Origin of the sequence: Streptomyces sp. NPDC000983 (genome assembly GCF_040299205.1) — a bacterium.
Lineage (GTDB): Bacteria > Actinomycetota > Actinomycetes > Streptomycetales > Streptomycetaceae > Streptomyces.
In genome coordinates, this window is the sequence record NZ_JBEPBM010000006.1 from 202,633 (window position 1) to 222,371 (window position 19,739).

Below are 19,739 nucleotides of genomic sequence, written 5' to 3' on the forward strand. Positions count from 1 at the left end.
GGGAACGAGATGCCCGCGAGTGAGACTCTCTCCAGCCGGCGGTTCGACAAGATCGCAGGCAACTTCGCCACCAGCGAGGTGCACCGGTCGAGCCCCACCATGGAGGCCCTGCACGAGACGCTCGGGTCGCAGAGCGGCAGCGCGATCTGCGACGTCGCCTGCGGCGCGGGCCATCTGGCACTGTCCTTCGCCGGCCAGTCGCCGGCCCGGCTGGTGGGCGTCGACCCGGCGCCGTCGATGCTGGAGTCGTTCCGGGGACTGGCCGCCGAGCGGCAGGTCACGGTGGAGACGGCGCAGGCCGCCGCCGAGGAACTGCCCTTCGCCGACGGCTCCTTCGACCTGGTGGTGTCCCGGCTCGCGCCGCACCACTTCCAGGACATCCGGCGGGCGGTCGGGGAGATGACCCGGCTGCTGCGGCCCGGCGGGCGGCTCGCGGTGATCGACCTGGAGGGCCACCCGGACCCCGTGATCGACGCGTTCAACCACGAGCTGGAGGTCCTGCACGACCCCACCCACGAGCGCAGCTACACCCTCGACGAGTGGGTCGGGTTCCTCCAGGGCGCGGGCCTCAACGTCCCCGTCGCCCGCGGCGGTCAGTCCGAGAGCCGGACCGGGGTGCCGGTGAAGCGGTGGTGCGAGATCGCCTCCTCCGGTGCCGAGGCCGAGGCCGCGATCCGGCGGCGGCTCGCCGAGGCGCCCGAGGAGCACCGGGCGGCGCTGGGGATCCGGCGGGACGGCGAGGAGTTCCTCATCCCCGTGCGCACCTGCATGGTGATCGGCGTCAAGCCGCTGGGCGGGGTGCGTTGACATGCCGGTGATCAGGCTCTTCTCCCCCGACGCCAGCCCCGGCTCGGCGGCGCTGGAACAACTCGCCAACTCCGTCACCGAATTGCTCGGACTGCCCGCCGGCCACTGCTGGGTGTGGTGGCAGCGGCTGGAGCCCGGCACCTACCACCGGCCCGAGTGGCGGGCCTCGGACACTCCCCCGGCACCGGTCGGATTCGTGGTCTGCAAGGCGAGTTACAGCAAGGACCAGGTCGGCGCGATGCTCCGGCTGGTCCAGACCCGGCTCGCGGAGCAGCTGCGCGTCCCGGCCGACGAGATCTTCCTGACCGTGCAGCGGGCCGTCACCGGCGAGTTGCTGGTCCGCGACGAGGTGTGGTTCGCGCATCTGGAGGAGCCCGGGCCGGGCGCCGTCACCGACCTGGTGCCGATCGGCCGCGTCCACAGCGACCGCAGCGACCTGTCCGACGACTACTGGGGCGACATCACCTCGGTGATCCGGCTGGACGGTCGGCGGTTCGGACCCGAGGCGCTGCTCGGTCTGGACTCCTTCTCGCACCTGGAGGTGGTCTTCCACTTCCACCGGGTGGCGCCGGAGAAGATCCACACCGGGGCCCGGCATCCGCGGGGCAACCCCGACTGGCCGCGCGCCGGGATCTTCGCGCAGCGGGCGAAGAACCGCCCCAACCGGATCGGCGTCTCGCGCTGCCGGCTGCTCAAGGTGGACGGGCTCGACGTCCATGTGCGCGGTCTGGACGCCGTGGACGGCACTCCGGTCCTCGACATCAAGCCCTACCTCACCCAGTTCGGGCCGCGCGAGGAGGTCGTACAGCCCTCGTGGGTCGACGACCTGATGCGCGACTACTACTGAGCACCGCGTACGGCGGGACCTCCGGCGGGCCGAACCTCCGTCGGCCCAGCGGCCGTTGAACCGCACCTCCGCCGACCGAGCCCCTGCCGAACCGAACCTCCGCCGATCGGAGCCGAGATGAAGAAGTCCGCCGGGCGGGAGCGGCTGCCGCGCAGCGCCCTGGCGCTGCTGGCCGCGGTCTTCGTGGACGCCCTCGGCAGCGGGCTCTACATGGCGGTCTCCGTCGTCTTCCTCACCCGCTACCTGGATCTGGGCAGCGGTCAGGTGGGGCTCGGTCTGGGCATCGCGGGCGCGGTGTCCTTCGCGCTGCTGGTGCCCACCGGGATCCTGGCGGACCGGGCCGGCCCGCGCCGGATGCTGCTCGCCGCCCATCTGACCCGGGCGGCGCTGCTGGCGTGCTACCCGTTCGCGTCGTCGTTCACCTCCTTCCTGCTGGTGGTGTCGCTGCTCGCGGTGGCCGACCGCGCCGCGTCCCCGCTGGTGCAAGGGATGTTCGGGGCGGCCGTGGAGGCCGGGCAGCGGGTCCGGGCGATGGGCATCGCCCGGACGCTGCAGAACCTGGGGATGGCGCTCGGCGGGCTCGCGGCGGCCGGGGCGCTGCTGTGGGACGACGACGGGGTGTATCTGGCGGTCGTGTACGGCAACGCGCTGTCGTTCGTGCTCGCCGCCGTGCTGGTGACCCGGCTGCGGGCGGGCGGGGCCGGCGGGGGCCGGCCGCTGCCGTGGCGACGGCGGCTCTCGGTCTTCCGGGACCGCCGGTTCACCGTGCTGACCGTCCTGAACTCCGTGGTGAGCCTGCATGTCACGGTGCTGACCGTCGGCGTCCCGCTGTGGGTGCTGGCCGACGACCGGCTGCCCCGGGCCGTGATCGCCTGGACGCTCGTGCTCAACACGGCCGTCGTGGTGCTGTTCCAGGTGCGGGCGACCCGGGGCGTGGAGAGCGCCGAGGACGGCGGCCGCGCGCTGAGGCTGAGCGGGCTGCTGCTCGCCGTCTGCTGTCTGGCGCTGGCCGTCACCGGTGAGCTGTCGACGACGGCCGCGGTGACGGTGCTGCTCCTCGCGGTGGCCTTCCAGGCGTTCGCGGAGATGTACCAGCAGGCGGGCGCCTGGGCGATCTCCTACGATCTGGCGCCCGAGGACCGGCGCCAGGTCTATCTGGCCTTTTTCAGCCTCGGCAACGCCGCCCGCAACACCTACGGTCCGCTCGTCGTCACCTTCCTGGTGGTGCAACGCGGGCCCGTCGGCTGGCTGGTGCTCGGGGCCCTGGCGCTCGGCTGCGGCGCCTGGGCGGCCCGGGCCGGCCGCCCCTCCCCTCTTCCCGGCGCGCGGCCCGCGCCGGCTCTGCCGCTGACCGATGTCCAAGGAGAGTCCCATGGCACCCACACCTGAACAGTCCGTGATCGTCGTCGGAGCGGGACCCACCGGACTGGCGCTGGCCTGCGAGCTGGCCGCCGCCGGGGTCTCGTGCACCGTCCTGGAACGCCGTACGGAACCCTCCGCGCAATCCCGTGCGATGGCGCTGTACAGCAGGACCCTGGAGGTCCTCGATCTGCGCGGCCACGCCGACTCGCTGACCGCGGTGGGCCGGCCGGTCGGCCGGATGCTGCCCGCGCGGGGCGCCGAGATCGACTTCACCGCGATCGACAGCCCGTTCCCGGCGCTGTACGTGGTCCCGCAGAGCCGGACCGAGGAGGCGCTGCTGCAACGCGCCGTCGATCTCGGGGTCATCGTGCAGCGCGGGGCGGAGGTGTTCGGCCTGGAGCAGGACGCGACGGGGGTACGGCTCGACGTGCGCACCGAGTCCGGTGAGTGGCAGGAGAGCGCGGACTACGTGGTGGGCTGCGACGGCGCGCACAGCGCGGTGCGCGAACTGGCCGGGATCGCCTTCCGCGGCCGTACCTACGACATGGCGCCGATCCTCGCGGACGTCAAGCTGGCGACCCCGCCGCCGGACGACGTGGTGATACTGAGCGGCGGCGGCGCGATGATGGTGTCGATCCCGTTCGGGGACGGCTGGCACCGGATCGCGGTGGGACACCGCGACCACCCGTGGACACGGGACGAGGTGACGCTGGAGGAGCTGTCGGAGCGGCTGACCGAGGTGCTCGGCTATGACCCTCAGCCGCACGAGCCGCGCTGGCTGGCCCGGTTCAGGATCCACCAGCGGCTCGCCGACCAGTACCGCACCGGCCGGGTGCTGCTGGCGGGCGACGCGGCGCACCTGCACTCGCCGTTGGGCGGCCAGGGCCTCAACCTCGGTATCCAGGACGCCGTCAACCTCGGCTGGAAGCTGGCCGCGACCATCCAGGGCTGGGCGCCGGCCGGTCTGCTCGACACCTACCAGGCCGAGCGGCGGCCGCAGGCGCAGAAGATCCTCAAGGCCACCGACCACGCGACCCGGATGGCCACGCACCCCTCGCCGGTGGTGACGGGCATCCGCCGGGTGGTGCTGAGCCGGCTGCTCGGCCGCCGCAGGATCAGGAAGGTCGCGAGCGAGGCGCTGTCCGGGCTGCGCTCCGGTTACGCCGGCCGCGGCCGTCCGGCCGTCCTCGGCGGGGCCCGGCTGCGCGCCGGGCAGCGGGTGCCCGATCTCGCGGTGCCGCGGGCCGGGGGCGCGCCGGTGCGGATGTACGAGCTGATGCGTGACGGCCGGTTCCTGCTGCTCGACCTCGGCGGGGACGGCGTGGCCGCCCAGGTCGCCGAGGGCTGGGGCTCACGGGTCTGCCCGGTCCGGGTGGACGGACCGGTTCCGCAACTCGGTTCCCTCAGCGCCGTGTTGGTCCGCCCGGACGGATACGCTGCCTGGGTGGACAGCACGACGTCACCCACGGGCCGCGAGGACCGCGTACGCCAGGCGCTGCACCGCTGGTGCGGCACCGAGGGGCCGGCGTCGGGGGTTCCCGCGCCGCCCGCCGCCGAGAGCGCCGCCCCGACCCGGACCGCGCGGGAGGAACCCGCCGAGGCCCCCGACTCGCAACCGGCAGCCGCCGACCGTACGTGACGCGAGGACATCGTGGAGCACCGACCGACTCCGCCCGGCCCCCTCGCACCGCCTGTCGCGCGGGGGCCGGCACCGACCACACGCCGAGGGAATCCCAGCCATGGCGCAGCCAGTGATGTCGAGGCGCTCGCAGCGCACCCGGGAGGCCATACTGCGGGCGGCCCGGATGCACTTCGCCGCGGACGGCTACCAGCGCTCGACGATCAGGGCCATCGCGGCGACGGCCGCCATCGACCCGTCCATGGTGATGCGGTACTTCGGGAGCAAGGAGCAGTTGTTCGACGCGGCGCTCGACGTCGATCTCGGGCTGCCGGACCTCACCGGCACGCCGGTGGAGCTGCTCCCGCGGGAGTTGCTCACGCACTTCCTCGCGCCCTGGGAGGACGACCTCGACGAGGGCTCGATGCGGCTGCTGCTGCGGTGCGCGGCGACCAACGAGCGGGCGGCGGAGCATCTTCGGCGGATGCTGCACGAGCAGTTCACCAGCAGTCTGCGCGGTGCCCTGGGGGCGGAGCGGGCGGACGCGTGCAGCGGTGTGCTCGCGGCACAGCTGCTGGGCGTGGCGTTCACGCGTTACGTCCTGCGGCTGCGGCCGATCGCCGACCTTCCGGTGCCGGCGCTGGCCGAACTCGTCGCCCCGTCGATGCGTACGGTGCTGGCGTCGGTATGAGAAGGAACAGGCAGAGTAAGGAAGAGGCCAAGACTCCGCATGCTCATGGCCTCGAGGTGTCACGCCTGATAAGATATTTTCACTGTACAGTGAATTCCCTTGTTCCGGCGCTCCTCACCCAAAGTGCAGTGATCTCATGAAACCCAGCCGCTCAGACGATTCCGCTTCTATCTCCGGGAGGCCCGAGGAGACCGACTCGACCGACGGTCCGCAGGCTCGGCGGAGCCGGCCGAAGCGTGCTCGCAGCGGACGTCGCCCCGGAGACAGCGGCACCCGGGAACAGATCCTCGAGGCAGCGTTGCACCTGTTCGCCGACCGCGGCTACGCCCGTACCACCATTCGGGCGATCGCCGAGAACGCTGGCGTGGATCCCGCACTGGTCCACCACTTCTTCAGCAACAAGGAAGGCGTGTTCGACGCCGCGGTCAATTCTCCGCTCAGTGTGTCGACGGCCTTCGACGGCATGCCCTTCGCCGAGGACGTCACCTCGGAGGCCGCCTGGCTCGCCCACACCTACTTCTCGTTCTGGGAGAACGAGAAGACGCGTTACGCGATGACGGCCATCTACCGGGCGGGGCTCGCCGACAGCGTCACGTCGGACATGCTCAGGTCGCGCATCGAGGCGAGCACCAAGGCGTGGACCAGTTCGACCGGTTACAAGGACATCGAGGACTCCGAGGCCCGCGCCGCGCTGGCCTCGGGCCACATCATCGGACTCGCGATCCTGCGCTACGTCCTGCAGGTGCAGCCGCTGTGCGACATGAGCTACGCGGAGTTCCTCGACTGGGTGGTGCCGGCACTGGACCTGCGCCTGTCCATCAACCTGGAGCCGCGCGGCCAGGGCGGGCCGGCGGCGGACTGAACTCCCCACGCCCGAACCGACCGTCCGGACACGGTGCCGGGACGGGCACCGTGTCCGGAGCGGGGTGGGATCGGACGCCGTCCCGCCGGACGGCGTCGGGTCAGACGCCCTCGCGCCAGACGGCCTTGACCGCCATCAGGGCGATGCCCGGACCGGGCGCCAGCAGCAGGCCGCGGGCCCCGTCGGCGGGCGGCTTGGCGAAGGTGCGCTCCAGGACCTCCAGCGCGGACACCGAACCGACGTTGCCCACGTCGCGCAGTGAGTCGCGGGCCATCCCGAACAGTTCGGCCGGACCGCCGAGACCTTCGGCGAGCGCGTCGATGACCTTGGGGCCACCGGTGTGCGAGACGACGAACTCGGGCGCGGGGTCCTCCCCTTCGAGCGCCGTGGCCCGCAACCAGTCGCCCAGGTGGGGCAGTACGCTCCCGATCACGTTCAGCAGCTCGGGCGAGTTGTAGCCGTGCAGCCCGTCACCGGAGGTACGGGTTCCCACCACGTCCGCGCTGCCGGGGTGCAGACACTCCCAGGACGCGGTGAGCTCCATGTGGGGGCCGTCGGCCCGGCCGCGCACCACGCACGCGCCGGCAGCGTCGCCGAAGAGCCCCTTGAAGATCATCCCGTCCATGCCGGTGTCCGCGCAGTTGAGGTAGGCACTGAACACGTCGGCGCAGACCACGAGGACCGTGGCCTCGGGCCGCGCCGCGACCAGTTCCATGGCCGTGGAGATGCCGAACACCCCTCCGGCACAGCCCATTTGCGTCACCGGAATGCGCCGCGCCTGGGGGCGCACACCGAGGCGCTGCATCAGCCGTACGTCGAGACCGGGCATGGTGTGTCCGGTGGCGCTGGTCACCACCACGGCGTCGATGTCGCCGGGCGTGACACCCGCCTCCCGCAGCGCCCCCTCGGCGGCGCGCTCCGCCAGTTCCACCGAGTCGAGCAGGTGCTCACGGGCGTGATCGGCGAGCGAACGCTGCTCACGCAGCCGCTCCAACGGCGGCCGGGTGTACCAGCGCGTCTGCACGGTGGTGGCGCGGATGGCGCGGACCACGGCACGCAGACGCGGGTGTTCGGGATACAACTCCCTGATCTGGTCGATCAGTTCGTCGGTGGTGACCTGGTAGCGGGGCAGAGCGACGACGGGAGCGCTGACTACGGGCACGACGTCTCCAAAGGTTGAAAAGCCTGCGGATGAAGGAGGCACTGACCGGTTCCGGCCCGGCGGTCGGGCACCCGCACGGCCCTGCGGTGGACGCTCACTGGGCTCCAGCCATGGAGACATGGGCATGCCGAACACTCCCCCCGGTGTCTGACGGTGCTGTCCTTCGCGGGCGCCTGAACGGTGCGGCTCGTCGAACGCGCGCACAGCAAACAGGCGCGCAGAGCGGCGCACTGCAATGCAGGAACGTTTGACCAGAAGTACCCCTCATGCGGGCATCACCCGGGGGTCGACCTCTGAACTGGAGCCTAGGAGAGCGGAGTTGACTCCAACTAGAGCGAAATTCAACGCGCATGGAATTCAATGCGGGCGGACAGCGGGGACCGGGCGCGGTGCGTTGGGTGCGGGGTGCCGGGTCCGTGCCGCGCGGTTGGGGGCGTCGGGTTTGTGCCGCACGGTTACGCGCGTGCGGGCTCACGCGCCACCGGCCACGGACCGCTGAACGCAGACGACTGGCCACCGGCCACCGGGATCACAGCGAGAGAGGGCCGACCGCCATGCAGGCACCACCGCACTACGCGGACCCCGACCCCTGGACCGAGCGCGCGGCCTGCCGCGACACCGACCCCGAGACCTTCTTCCCGCACCCCGGAGCCTCGGGCGGCATCGACCGGGAGGCCGTCGCCAAACGCCTGTGCGGGCGCTGCCCGGTGGCCCGGGAGTGCCTGCGCGAGGCGCTCCTGCACGACGAGAACGCCGGGATCTGGGGCGGCTTCAACGCACGGGAACGACGGGAACTGCTGCGGATCGCCGGCACGTTGGAGTCGACCGGGGCGCAACTGGCCGCGCACCTGGCGAGCGGCGGCCCCGGGCTGAGCGCGGCGCCCAGGGAACGCCCGGCGTACGTGTGGTACCTGCGCCACCACGGCTGGACCCCGCGCCGCATCGCGGGCGCCCTGGGCATCAGCTTCGGTCAGGTCCAACAGGCATGGCAGCTCGCGGAGTTGGCGTCCTCGTGCACCCGGGGCCCGGTGAGCGGCATGCCCAATCCCCGGGCCCCGCGCAAACGGATACGGCGGGGCGGGGCGGGGAGCGCGGCAGCCTCGGCGGGGGACGGAGTGGTCGGCAGGACGGAGGAGTTGGCCGCCGGGGCCGCGGAGTTCGGGGTCGGTGCGGTGGGGGGCGGGGCCGGCGGATCTGTGGACGGCGGGGCCCGAGGCGCGGGCGGGGCGGCTGCCGGATCGGCGGCGGGCGGGGCCCGCGCTACGGACGGGCCGACCGCCGGCTCTGCGCGCGAGGCCCGAGGCGCGGGCCGGGCGGCCGGCGAACCGACGGAAGGCAGAGCCCGCGCTACGGACGGGCCGACCGCCGGCTCAGCGCGCGAGGCCCGAGCCGCGGGCCGGGCGGCCGGCGAACCGACAGAAGGCAGAGCCCGCGCTATAGACGGGCCGACCGCCGGATCGGCAGACGGCAGGGCCCGAGGCACGGACAACACCGCCCGAGGTACGGGCGGGCCGACCCCCGGATCGCCGGACGGCGTGGCCCGCGGCGAGCGCCCCGGCATCCGCCTCCGTGACGGGGCGGAGGCCGTACGCCGAGCGGTCCCGCCGGGGTTCGGGGCAGTGCCTGTACGCCGGACACCGTCACCGGGGTCCGGGGCCGCGCGGTCCGGATACCCGCAGCGCCCTCAACTCCCCGCTGGGGGGCATCCGGCAGGACCGGCGCCCGCAGGTGGACCGAGCCCCGCGCCGGGCCCGCGGGGTCAGGGGACTCCCAGGGCCGCCGGAGCAGGGGCCGGCGCCACAACCGGGGCCGCCCGGGGCCCCGAGGCTCGGCGGGCCGCACCGACCGCGCAGGACAGGCAGGTCACCGCAGGCGGTACGGCACCTGGCGGTGCCGCCCGAAGGGCCGACGCGGCAGGGGCGGTGGCTGGTGCCGCTGCCGGAACAGCGCCTGACACCGGGGCGGGCCTGGCGGAGGGACGGCCGGTTGCCGGGGCCGAGGAGAGGCGGCGAGCCACCGCCCGCGATGAGCGGAGCCGGGTCACCGGGACCGGGCAGGAGGGCCGTCGGGCCCCGGCCCGGCGTGCCGGGCAGCCCCCGGCGCCGGTCGCCGACCACGGACGGCGGGTGGAGGGGGGACGTCGCGCTCCGGGCGACTCCCCCGTGCCGCCGGACAAGCACTCCCCCTACGACAGCTCCTGGTCACGCCCCGACCAGATCTCACGCCCACGCGTCACCCCGAACACCCGGCCAACCCCCGACACCCCCCGCCCGTCCTTCCCCCCGCACTCCCGCCCGGCCCCCGGCGATCCCCGTCCTCCGGCCCAAGCCGCACCGCTGTACGTGGACCGGGTGCGGCTGCTGCTCAAGCCCAGGGCCCGGCGGTTGCCCGAGGGGCCCCGGGTCACGTTGACCACGGGCTCCGCGCGGACCTTCGTCGTACCGCGCAACCCCCGGGTCACCATCACCATCCGGCCCGTCCCGGGCACCGTCGGCAAGAAGGGCGAAAGGTCATGAGCGCCGTACGGGAGGTACAGGCTCGGCGGCTCGCCGGGACCGTCGTCACGGACGACGGGGCCGAGATCGTCGTGTACGCGCACGGGTCGCCGAAGGCCCGGGCCACGGTCGTGCTCTCGCACGGCTGGACCATGTCCGCGCTCGAATGGCGGCCGCACATCGAGGCGTTGACGCGACCGCGCCCCGGCTTCCCCGCGCTGCGGGCGGTCAGCTACGACCAGCGCGGGCACGGCCGCTCGACCCGGGGGACGGCGCCGCTGGACATGGCGCTGCTCGGGCGCGACCTCGATCTCGTACTGCGCCGGGCGACCGTCCCCGAGGACGGTCCCGTGCTGCTCGTCGGGCACTCCATGGGCGGCATGGCCGTACAGCAACTGGCTGCCGCACGACCCGAGTTGTTCGGGCCGTGGGTGTCCGGTGCCGCGCTGTTCTCGACGTGTGTGCAGGAGGCGGGCGAGGTGCCGTTCGTGCCCGAGGACCGGGCCGCGCAGCGCCGGGCTCAGGCCGAACGGCTGGTCGCGGACGGCCTGTTGAGGTCGGCCGGCTGGGCCAGGACCGTGCACCGGCTGCTCACCGGACCGCTCTCGCACCCCTCGGCCGCCCCGCTGTGGCACGCGCTGTTCGGGCGGGGCCCGCAGACCGACCACGCCCGGGCCGACGCGCACGCGCTGCGCACCATCCCCCCGCTGATCGTGGCGGAGTTCTTCGCCGCGCTGACCACGCACGACTGCGCGGGCCGGCTCGGCGCGCTCAGCCGGGTGCCGACCCGGATCCTGGTCGGCGCCCTCGACAGTTACACACCACCCGGCCAGGCCCTGCGGCTGGCCGACGACATCCCGGGGGCGACCCTGTACACCGTGCCGAAACAGGGCCATGACCTGCCGTACGAGCGTCCGGTGCTGGTCGTGGAGACCGTGCACGCGCTCCTGCGCGACCTACGACAACGCGGTGGGACCGTCCCGGGCGCGCCCCGGGAGCTCGCCCTCGACACGGGAGCGCAACGATGACCCGGCCACCCTCGAACCCGGCCCCGGACGACGGCCTGCGCCCCGACGTGCTGCGGGCGCGGCGGATCGTGGTGAAGGTGGGTTCGTCCTCACTGACGACGGCGGTGGGCGGTCTGGACTCCGACCGCGTGGACGCCCTCGTCGACGTACTGGCCCGCACCATTGCCGGCGGCACCGAGATCGTGCTGGTCTCCTCGGGCGCCATCGCCGCGGGGCTGGCGCCCCTGGGCCTGACCGAGCGCCCGCAGGACCTGGCCGGGCAGCAGGCCGCCGCCTGTGTGGGCCAGGGCCTGCTGGTGGCCCGGTACACGGCCTCCTTCGCCCGCTACGGGCTGCGGGTCGGCCAGGTCCTGCTGACCGCGGACGACATAGGCCGCCGGGCCCAGTACCGCAACGCCTACCGGGCGCTCAGCAAGGTGCTGTCGATGGGCGCGGTGCCGATCGTCAACGAGAACGACACGGTGGCCACCTCGGAGATCCGGTTCGGTGACAACGACCGTCTGGCCTCCCTGGTCTCCCATCTGGTGCGCGCCGACCTGCTGGTGCTGCTGTCCGACATCGACGGCCTGTACGACGGTGACCCCAGGCGTCCCGGGGCCCGGCGGCTGACCGAGGTGCACGGCCAACAGGATCTGGAGGAGGTGGAGTTGGGGGACGCGGGCAGTTCGGGCGTGGGTACCGGCGGGATGAAGACCAAGGTGGAGGCGGCCCGCATCGCGACCGGGGCGGGCGTACCGGTGGTGCTGACCGCCGCCCGGCACGCCGCCGACGCGCTGGCCGGCCGGGAGACCGGCACTCTCTTCCACCGCACCGGGGACCGCAACTCCGACCATCTGCTGTGGCTGGAGCACGCCAGCAGCCCCCGCGGAACCGTGCAGTTGACGGCGGAAGCGGTGCACGCCCTGGTCCACGGCCGGGGCGCGCTGCCGGCGACGGGGGTGACCCGGGTCGCGGGCCAGTTCGTGGCGGGCGATCCGGTGGAACTCCTCGACGAGGAGGGCCGTGTGGTGGCCCGGGGTCTCGCCTCGATCGCCTTCCAGGAGTTGTCGTTGCTGCGCGGCCGGTCCGGCCGGGAGGTGGTGCACCAGGACGACCTGGTGCTGCTCCCGGCGGCCGCCCGCACCGGCTTCCCGGCCCAGGTGCGCCGGCAGGTGAACGTACGGGTGCTGCCCGCCCGGGAGTTCGCGGCCCGGGACGCCGGCGGCCCCGGGTTCTGAGCGCCGTACGGACACGGGGCGGCGCCCGTCGGACCTCCCGACGGGCGCCGCCCCCTGCGCGTACGTTCAGTCGATGCTGCGGACGATGTGCAGTTCGGCCGGATCGTCGTCCACCCCCGCCAGGCCCAGCGGCGGCGCGGGCGCGGCGCGCAGCCGTACCCGCCGTGACTCGTGCCGGTACACGAGCCGGCCCGCCGGCTTCGTCTTGGTGATGATGCGGATCTGCATGAACGGACCTCCCGTCCGGGGCAGCGGGGCGGCCGGTCCGCCCCCGGTGTGCCCGTCGCCCACCGGAACGTGCCCGGTGGCGGTCAGCGCGGCCGGGCCCGTGGGCCCACGCCCGTGCAACTGCGTTGCTGTGAAGTCGAGTTGTCGCGCGGTTCAGCGGAGGTAGCGGCAGGCCGATGGGCGGCGGTCGGCGAAGTGCGGACGGCAGGCCGATGGGCGACGGTCCGCGAGGTGCGGGCGGCAGCCCGTACGTCCCCCGCGCGCGCTCGCCGCGGCTGTGCCGGTACGGCCGGGGCACCGGTGGAAGCCCCGGCGGTCATCCCTCACCGCTGTCCCCCGCCATGACGTCGGTCTCCTCCACGGGCGGCAGGGGCTCGCCCCCCGAGAGTTCGGCCAGCATCACCCAGGCGAGCGCCTCCGCCTCGTCCGGATGGACGGTGAGACCGGAACCCGTGCCACTCATAGGTACCCCCTGTGTGTACGACGCCACGGCGCGCACCGCGACCTCGCGGAACTCAACAACTGATGAACTCGCCTCGTCCGAGCGTCGCACGCCCCGAGAGCCCCGACAAGGGCCGCTGTCCGGAGCCCCGAGCGACCCTGGCCCGAGGCTTGAGCGGCACTCCATGACCGCGGCCCGCACCACCGGCCGGGGGCCTCCTACCGCCGGGACCGCACCCCACCACCGACCCCCACCCCGACCGCCGGCGCCGACCTGCGCAGCCGTATGCCCCAGAAGTGACCCCCGGGTGCGGCGACTTGGGGCCTGGACCCCTCGGGCGCTCCGTGCGTCTCGGCGCGGGCGAGGACGAACACGCCGCGCCCCGCGGCGAACGCGGCGGCCAGTCCGGCGGCCACCGTCAGCGGGCCCGTCGCGTAGCGGTCGCCCAGCACCGCCACCCCGAGCACCACGGCGAAGACGGGATTGACCAGGGTGACCGTGGCCAGTGGCGCCTCCAGCCCGCCCCGGTAGGCGAGTTGGCACAGCAGCAGGCCCGCCGGGGCCAGGAACAGCACCCCGCCGACGACGAGGAGCGTCGAGGCGAAGCTCGCGGAGCCCTCACCGGTCAGCCGGAGCACCGCGGTCTGCGCCAGCGCCGACGCGGCGGCGAACGCGACGCCCGCGGCGGCCGCGTGGCACAGGCTCGCCGTCGCCGCCCTCCGGGTGACCGCCGACGCGACGACCGGTACTCCCATGCCGGCGGCGGTCAGCAGCACCACGCCGATCAGTTCGCCCGTGTCGAGCGGGCGGCTCTCGCCGGCGGACGGCACCAGCGCGAGCAGCCCCACCACTCCCGCCACGGTCAGCCCGGTTCCGGACCACTGGGCCGGAGTCATCCGCTGCCGCAGCACGGCCGACGACAGCAGCGGCGCGGCGACCAGGGTGAGCACCCCGAGCATCTGCACGGTGACCAGGGAGCCGTAGCGCAGGGCGGCCGTGTGCAGCACGGCGCCCAGCGCGTTGAGGAGTACGGCCACCCACCAGGCCGTGGACCGCCGTAAGCCCACACCGAGCGGGCCGGCGGCCCGGAGGGCGGCAAGGCGCTGCCCCACGGCGGCGGCCGCGTACGCCAACGCGGAGGCCGTACCGAGCACAAGAACCGAGAACACGGTGTTCACGACGTCCTTTCACCGCGCCTGGCACGGGAACAAGCTATTTCACTGCTTGTTGAAGTCTACGGGTGCTGAATTACCTGCCGCAACCAGCACACCCGTGCGCCCGACCCCGCCCCGCGGGCGGGACGACCGCCGGGGCACGGCGGTTCGAGACGGACTCCATCCGACGTCCACGGGGATTCCTGCCAAGGCCCCTACCCTCACCTAACTCACCAGCCCGGCAACCCCATCTGGACCACGGAGAGTCGCTCATGACGTACGTCATCGCCCAGCCCTGCGTCGACCTCAAGGACAAGGCCTGCGTCGACGAGTGCCCCGTCGACTGCATCTACGAAGGCCGGCGGAAGATGTACATCAACCCCGACGAATGCGTGGACTGCGGTGCCTGCGAGCCCGTCTGCCCCGTCGAGGCGATCTTCTTCGCGGACGACGTGCCCGGCGAGTGGGCGGACTTCCGCCGGGCCGACACGGAGTTCTTCGCCGAGCTCGGCTCCCCGGGCGGGGCCTCGGGCGTCGGCGCGGTGCAGGAGGACCACCCGGTGGTCGCGGGGCTGCCGGTGTCGGCCACACCGTGACGAACGGGTGAGTTCGGCGGCCTTTCCCACGGCCCTCGTTGACCTTCGCCCGCCACCTCCATAGCTTCGAGCCCGCCTGACATCACGTCAGCGACGGGGTTGCCGAGGAGAGGGGCGGGACGTGCGGCTGAGTCTTCGGGGCGCGGGGGTCGTGTGCGCGCTGATCGCGGGCCTGCTGCCCGTGTCGGCGGCGACCGCGTCGGCGGCCGCCGAGCCTCTCCCCTTGGCACGGCACTTCGACAACACCGCGGTCAGCGACGACGCGCGTCCCTCCGGGGCCGACTTCGACGGCGCGGGCGCCTCCCTGTCGGCGCAGGACCTGGCCGCCGCCGGCTGGCGCCCCGGCCGCACGCTCACCGTGCGGGGCGCCCGGCTGACCTGGCCGGACCGTGCGCCGGGCGAGCCCGACAACGTCCTCGCCGACGGCCAGGACGTCCTGGTCGGCGGCCGGGGCGACGCGCTGGCCCTCCTCGTCGCGGGCACCGCCGGCGCCGAGGTGAGCGGCCCGGGCACGGTCACCTACGCGGACGGCGGGCGCACCGCGTACACCCTGACCGCCCCCGACTGGCGCACCGGCCCGCTCGCCACCAAGGCCGTGGCCCTCCCGCACGTCAACACCCCGGCCGGCCCACTCGCCGAGAAGGCCCGCCTGTACGTGGTGACGGTGCCGCTCGCCGCCGACCGCGAGGTGGCGTCCGTACGGCTGCCGCACGCGCCCGGACTGCATGTGTTCGCGCTGTCCGTACGCACCACCACCGCGGGCTGGAGCGGCAGTTGGTCCGCCGCGACCGGCGGGTACACGGGCGTGGGCCCCTGGGCGGACCGCACCCTGCGGCTGGTCGTGCACACCTCGGTGGGCGGGCCGCGGGTCCGGGTCAGGTTCGACAACACGTTCGCTTCGGCGCCGGTGCGCGTCGGCGCCGCCACGGTGGCGGTCCAGGGGTCCGGCGCCGTTCCGGCGGGCAGCCCGGTACCACTGTCCTTCGACGGGGCCGCCGGCACCGAGATCCCGGCGGGCGCGCAGGTGTTCAGCGATCCGCTCGGCTTCGCAGTGCCCGCCGACACGAATCTGCTGGTCAGCTTCCATCTGCCGGGCACGGTCACGGCGGCGCCCGTGCACCGGGTCGCCCAGCAGCGCTCGTACGTCAGCGGGCCGGGCGACCACACGGCCGACGGCACGGGCGGCGCGTATACCTCGACCCTGACGATCTGGCCGCTGCTGGCCGGGGTGGACGTGGCGGGCGGGCCCGGTTCCGTGGTGCTGCTCGGTGACTCGATCACCGACGGGAACCGGTCCACCACCGACGCCAACCGGCGCTGGCCGAACGTGCTCGCCACCCGCCTGCTCGGCCAGCGCGAGGTGCCCCGCTACGGCGTGCTCAACCTGGGGCTCTCCGGCAACCGGGTGGTCACCGACGGCTATCCCGGGGACGGCGTCTCCACGGACACCGCCGGGGTGAGCGCCGTGAACCGCCTCGACCGCGATGTCCTCGCCCAGCCCTCGGTGCGTACGGCGGTGGTGTTCGTGGGGATCAACGACCTGCGCTGGGGCGCCCGCTCGGAACAGGTGGTCGAGGGCCTGCGCTCGATCGCGCGGCTCGGACGGGAGCGGGGGCTGCGCATGCTGGTTGCCACGCTGCTGCCGTGCGAGGGCGAGGCGCGGTGCACGGCCGCCGTGGACGCGGAGCGGGCCGAGGTGAACGCGTGGATCCGGGTCTCCGGCGAGTACGACGGGGTCCTGGACTTCGACGCCGTCGTACGCGACCCCGCGCACCCCGCCCGGATGCTCCCGGCCCACGACAGCGGCGACCATCTGCACCCCGGGGACGCGGGGCTGGCCGCGCTGGCGGCCTCGGTCGACCTGCTCGCGCTGGAGCCGGGCCGCTTCCGCCGCTTCTAGCCGGCTGCGGCTGCCAGGGCCCTAGACCTCCAGGTCCACGACGACCGGCGCGTGGTCCGAGGCGCCCTTGCCCTTGCGCTCCTCACGGTCCACGTAGCTGTCCTTGACGGCCTTCGCGAACGGCTCGTTGCCGTAGACGAGGTCGATGCGCATACCGCGGTTCTTGGGGAAGCAGAGCTGGCGGTAGTCCCAGTACGTGTACGGGTGGTCGTACTTCAGGGGGCGGGGCACGACGTCCGACAGGCCCGTCTCGCGCAGCGACGCCAGGGCCGCGCGCTCGGCGGGGGTGACATGGGTGAGGCCCTCGAAGGCGGTCACGTCGTGGACGTCGTCGTCCGTCGGGGCCACGTTGTAGTCGCCCAGCACCGCGAAGGGGCGGCTGCCCGCCGCGTCGCCCGCGACCGCCGCCTTCAGTGCCTCGAACCACTGGAGCTTGTAGGCGTAGTGCGGGTGGTCGACCTCGCGCCCGTTGGGCACGTACACCGACCAGACGCGGACCGGGCCGCAGGTCGCGGAGACCGCGCGGGGCTCGACCGAGCCGTCGTAGCCGGGGTCGCCGGGCAGGCCCTTGACGACGTCCTCCATGCCGACGCGGGAGAGGATCGCCACCCCGTTCCACCGGCCCGTCGCGTGGACCGCCGACTCATAGCCCAGCTCGCGCAGCTGTTCGGTCGGGAAGGCGTCCTCGGCGACCTTGGCCTCCTGGAGGCAGAGCACGTCCGTGCCGCTGCTCTCCAGCCAGGCCAGCAGCCTCGGCAGGCGTGCGGTGATCGAGTTCACGTTCCAGGTCGCGATGCGCATGTCCCACAACCTACCGGGCGCCACTGACAATCAGAGCGACGCGCTCTGCCCGGGCGTCAGCCGCAGGTGCTCGGTGCCGCCCAGCGCGCCGATCTGGTTGTCGTAGATCGGCCGGGCGAGGTCGGTGAGCAGGGCGTCGTGGATGTCGTAGGCGCGCTGCGGCTTGACCTCGCGGACGTAGTCGATCACTTCGGAGATCTTGTTCCAGGGGGCCATCACCGGCAGCATCAGCGTCTCGACCGGCCGGTCGGGGACGGTGAGGGCGTCACCGGGGTGGAAGACGCGGCCGCCGTCGACGAGGTAGCCGACGTTGGTGATGCGCGGGATGTCGGGGTGGATGACCGCGTGCAGCTCGCCGTGGACCTGCACGTCGAAACCGGCGGCCGTGAAGGTGTCGCCGTGGCCGACGGTGTGCACGCGGCCCGGGAAGGCGGCCGAGATCCGGTCGGCGACCGACTTCAGGGTCCAGATCTCGGCGGCCGGGTTGCCCTCCAGCGCGGTGCGCAGGCGCTCCTCGTGGAAGTGGTCGGGGTGCTCGTGGGTGACCAGGATCGCGTCGGCGCCCGCGGTGGCGTCCTCCTCGCTGAAGACGCCGGGATCGAGGACGAGCGTGCGCCCGTCCTTCTCCAGACGGACGCAGGCGTGCGACTTCTTCGTGAACCTCATGCCACCATCCTGCCCCCGCGCCACGGGGGCGGCTCACTCGGTGGGGGTGGTCTCCTCGCGGATGACCTGCTGCGCCACGGTGAACGCGCTGTTCGCCGCCGGTACCCCGCAGTAGACGGCGGCCTGGAGCAGCACTTCCTTGATCTCGACGGGCGTCAGGCCGTTGCGCAGCGCGGCCCGGGTGTGGAAGGCCAGCTCCTCCAGGTGACCGCCGGCGACCAGCGCGGTCAGCGTGACGCAGCTGCGCGAGCGGCGGTCCAGGCCGGGGCGGTCCCAGATCTCGCCCCAGGCGTAGCGGGTCACGAACTCCTGGAAGTCGCCGGAGAACTCGTCGGCCCGGCTCAGCGCCCGGTCGACGTGCGCGTCGCCGAGGACCTCGCGGCGCACCTTGATCCCGGCGTCGTACGGGTCGGGCCGCCCGCCCGCCAGCGGGACGGGGACGGGGGCCGGGGCGATCTCCGCGATGGGCGCGGGCTGCGCGGCCACCGGGACGACGAGCGACGCGGTCACGTTCGCGGGTACCGGCTTCGGGGCGTACGCGGGGAGGGCGACCTGGCCGGTGGAGGAGTCGTGGGCGGGCTGCCAGGCCGTCGAGAAGTGCCTGACCAGCAGATCGGTGACGGCGGCCGGCTGCTCGACCGGCACCAGGTGGGAGGCGCCCGGGACGACGGCGAGCCGGGCGTCCGGGATCCCGGCGACCAGGGTGCGGGCCTCGGCGGGGCCGGTGACCTGGTCCTCCGATCCGACCAGGACCAGGGTGGGCACCCCGACGCGGCCCAGCTCGGGCCGCACGTCGAACGCGGCCAGCGCCTCACAGGCGGCGATGTAGCAGCCGGGGTCGGTGGTGCGCACCATCTGTACGGCCCAGTCGGTGATGGCGGGCTGGGCGGCGGCGAAACCATGGGTGAACCAGCGCTCGGGCGAGGTCCGGGCGATGGGGTCGAGGCCGTTCGTACGGACGATCACCCCGCGCTGGCGGAACTCGTCGGCGGTACCGAAGCGGGGCGAGGCGGCGATCAGCGCGAGGGAGGCGAGCCGCTCCGGGTGACGCAGCGCCAGCTCCACACCCACGGCACCGCCGAGCGCACAGCCGGCGTACCCGAACCGCTGCACCCCGAGTCCGTCCAGGGTGGCGAGCAGCCGCTCGGTGACCTCACCGACCGACCCGGCGGGGTACGCGGGGGCGCCCCCGTGCCCGGGCAGATCGAACCGGAAGATCCGCCACTGCTGAGTCAGCTCGGGGACCTGTCGGTCCCACATGTGCCAGGTGGTGCCCAGCGATGGAGCCAGGATCAGGACGGGGGCGTCCTCCGGCCCGTCCAAGCGGTACTGCAGGGTGTTAGGTGGTGTCTCACTCACCCGTCCGAGCCTCTCATCCGTCACGCCGGCTCCTATGAGCAGGGGGCCGACTGTAGCTGTTCGACCAGGTGGAAGACCTCGCCTGCCGCACGGCGCTCGAGGCGACGGACGATTTCACGCCGGGTCTCGCCCTCCTTGATCCGCCGCTCGTGGAAGTCCTGGGTGCGCGGGTCGAACCGCGGGCGGGTGAATACGACGCGGTGAAGCGCGGCGTCGGTCTGCCCGTCGCCGCCGCGGTTGAGGCGACGGACTGCCGGTGTCCCGAGGAGCACTCGACAGGGCCGGCCCCGCACAGCGCGGCGAAGCAGCACCGGCTCCTCCCCAAGGTATGGCACCCGCACCCATCCTCCCGCCCCATCTCACCCCCCGCTCAGGGGCCACGGAACATGCTCAATCCCTCTCCCATAACACCCAGAACCTGATCCCAACCGAGCACAACAGCACACGAATGCAGGCAACGCATTCAAGGGTGGGACTACTCGTCCGCAGAGGTGCCGCCGACCA

The 19,739-nt window shown here is 73.5% G+C and carries 18 protein-coding genes; 11 read left to right on the forward strand and 7 right to left on the reverse strand.

The window, feature by feature from the left end:
- Positions 1-9: 9 nt before the first annotated feature.
- The 6 genes from ABT296_RS09390 (at position 10) to ABT296_RS09415 (ending at position 6,187) form a co-directional block, all read left to right on the forward strand.
- Positions 10-807, forward strand: a complete 798-nt coding sequence (locus tag ABT296_RS09390) for a class I SAM-dependent methyltransferase (protein WP_351924989.1) — start codon at positions 10-12, stop codon at positions 805-807.
- Positions 808-1,207: 400 nt separating this feature from the next.
- Positions 1,208-1,654, forward strand: coding sequence for an SAM-dependent methyltransferase (locus tag ABT296_RS09395; protein WP_351925189.1), 447 nt, complete (start codon positions 1,208-1,210; stop codon positions 1,652-1,654).
- 117 nt (positions 1,655-1,771) lie between these two features.
- Positions 1,772-3,043 carry an MFS transporter gene (locus ABT296_RS09400; RefSeq protein ID WP_351924991.1) on the forward strand — a complete coding sequence of 424 codons (1,272 nt, stop codon included), beginning with the start codon at positions 1,772-1,774 and terminating at the stop codon, positions 3,041-3,043.
- On the forward strand, positions 3,027-4,655 hold the full coding sequence (locus ABT296_RS09405; RefSeq protein WP_351924993.1) for an FAD-dependent oxidoreductase: 1,629 nt from the start codon (positions 3,027-3,029) through the stop codon (positions 4,653-4,655). Before ABT296_RS09400 ends, ABT296_RS09405 begins: the two co-directional genes overlap by 17 nt.
- A 100-nt stretch (positions 4,656-4,755) precedes the next feature.
- Entirely contained in the window at positions 4,756-5,325 is a 570-nt protein-coding gene (locus ABT296_RS09410; RefSeq protein ID WP_351924995.1) for a TetR/AcrR family transcriptional regulator, read from the forward strand.
- A 136-nt stretch (positions 5,326-5,461) separates the two neighbouring features.
- The gene (locus ABT296_RS09415) at positions 5,462-6,187 is read left to right on the forward strand and encodes a TetR/AcrR family transcriptional regulator (protein WP_351924997.1); all 726 of its coding nucleotides are present in this window, start codon (positions 5,462-5,464) and stop codon (positions 6,185-6,187) included.
- A gap of 100 nt (positions 6,188-6,287) precedes the next feature.
- On the opposite strand, the gene ABT296_RS09420 is transcribed toward ABT296_RS09415, so the two are convergent.
- Positions 6,288-7,349 (reverse strand): type III polyketide synthase, encoded by a 1,062-nt coding sequence (locus tag ABT296_RS09420; protein ID WP_351924999.1) that lies wholly within the window; start codon positions 7,347-7,349, stop codon positions 6,288-6,290.
- A 554-nt stretch (positions 7,350-7,903) separates the two neighbouring features.
- Here ABT296_RS09420 and ABT296_RS38710 point away from each other — a divergent pair.
- From ABT296_RS38710 to proB, 3 genes are read left to right on the forward strand one after another with little or no spacing between them, the layout of a single operon-like run.
- Positions 7,904-9,865 (forward strand): WhiB family transcriptional regulator, encoded by a 1,962-nt coding sequence (locus ABT296_RS38710; protein ID WP_502977213.1) that lies wholly within the window; start codon positions 7,904-7,906, stop codon positions 9,863-9,865.
- Positions 9,862-10,872: an alpha/beta fold hydrolase gene (locus ABT296_RS09435; RefSeq protein WP_351925001.1), complete on the forward strand. Its 1,011-nt coding sequence runs from the start codon at positions 9,862-9,864 to the stop codon at positions 10,870-10,872. The genes ABT296_RS38710 and ABT296_RS09435 overlap by 4 nt, the downstream gene beginning before the upstream one ends.
- The gene (gene proB / locus ABT296_RS09440) at positions 10,869-12,089 is read left to right on the forward strand and encodes a glutamate 5-kinase (protein WP_351925003.1); all 1,221 of its coding nucleotides are present in this window, start codon (positions 10,869-10,871) and stop codon (positions 12,087-12,089) included. The genes ABT296_RS09435 and proB overlap by 4 nt, the downstream gene beginning before the upstream one ends.
- A 66-nt stretch (positions 12,090-12,155) precedes the next feature.
- Here the strand turns inward: proB and ABT296_RS09445 are convergent, their stop codons facing one another.
- The 3 genes from ABT296_RS09445 to ABT296_RS09455 all read right to left on the reverse strand — a co-directional run bounded on the left by ABT296_RS09445 (position 12,156) and on the right by ABT296_RS09455 (position 13,928).
- Positions 12,156-12,317 (reverse strand): hypothetical protein, encoded by a 162-nt coding sequence (locus tag ABT296_RS09445; protein ID WP_351925005.1) that lies wholly within the window; start codon positions 12,315-12,317, stop codon positions 12,156-12,158.
- Positions 12,318-12,633: 316 nt separating this feature from the next.
- Entirely contained in the window at positions 12,634-12,780 is a 147-nt protein-coding gene (locus tag ABT296_RS09450) for a hypothetical protein (RefSeq protein ID WP_351925007.1), read from the reverse strand.
- Between the two features lie 197 nt (positions 12,781-12,977).
- Entirely contained in the window at positions 12,978-13,928 is a 951-nt protein-coding gene (locus ABT296_RS09455; protein ID WP_351925009.1) for a DMT family transporter, read from the reverse strand.
- 257 nt (positions 13,929-14,185) lie between these two features.
- Here ABT296_RS09455 and fdxA point away from each other — a divergent pair, with 257 nt between their 5' ends.
- Complete coding sequence (fdxA, locus tag ABT296_RS09460; RefSeq protein ID WP_351925011.1) at positions 14,186-14,509, forward strand: ferredoxin; 324 nt, start codon at positions 14,186-14,188, stop codon at positions 14,507-14,509.
- Between the two features lie 121 nt (positions 14,510-14,630).
- Positions 14,631-16,409, forward strand: a complete 1,779-nt coding sequence (locus ABT296_RS09465) for an SGNH/GDSL hydrolase family protein (RefSeq protein ID WP_502977214.1) — start codon at positions 14,631-14,633, stop codon at positions 16,407-16,409.
- A 21-nt stretch (positions 16,410-16,430) separates the two neighbouring features.
- Here the strand turns inward: ABT296_RS09465 and ABT296_RS09470 are convergent, their stop codons facing one another.
- From ABT296_RS09470 to pcaDC, 3 genes are read right to left on the reverse strand one after another with little or no spacing between them, the layout of a single operon-like run.
- A complete protein-coding gene (locus tag ABT296_RS09470) occupies positions 16,431-17,210 on the reverse strand; it encodes an exodeoxyribonuclease III (protein WP_351925013.1) in 780 nt (259 codons plus the stop codon).
- 30 nt (positions 17,211-17,240) lie between these two features.
- On the reverse strand, positions 17,241-17,876 hold the full coding sequence (locus ABT296_RS09475) for an MBL fold metallo-hydrolase (protein WP_351925015.1): 636 nt from the start codon (positions 17,874-17,876) through the stop codon (positions 17,241-17,243).
- Between the two features lie 33 nt (positions 17,877-17,909).
- Positions 17,910-19,235 (reverse strand): bifunctional 3-oxoadipate enol-lactonase/4-carboxymuconolactone decarboxylase PcaDC, encoded by a 1,326-nt coding sequence (pcaDC, locus tag ABT296_RS09480; RefSeq protein ID WP_351925193.1) that lies wholly within the window; start codon positions 19,233-19,235, stop codon positions 17,910-17,912.
- Positions 19,236-19,739 lie beyond the last annotated feature (504 nt).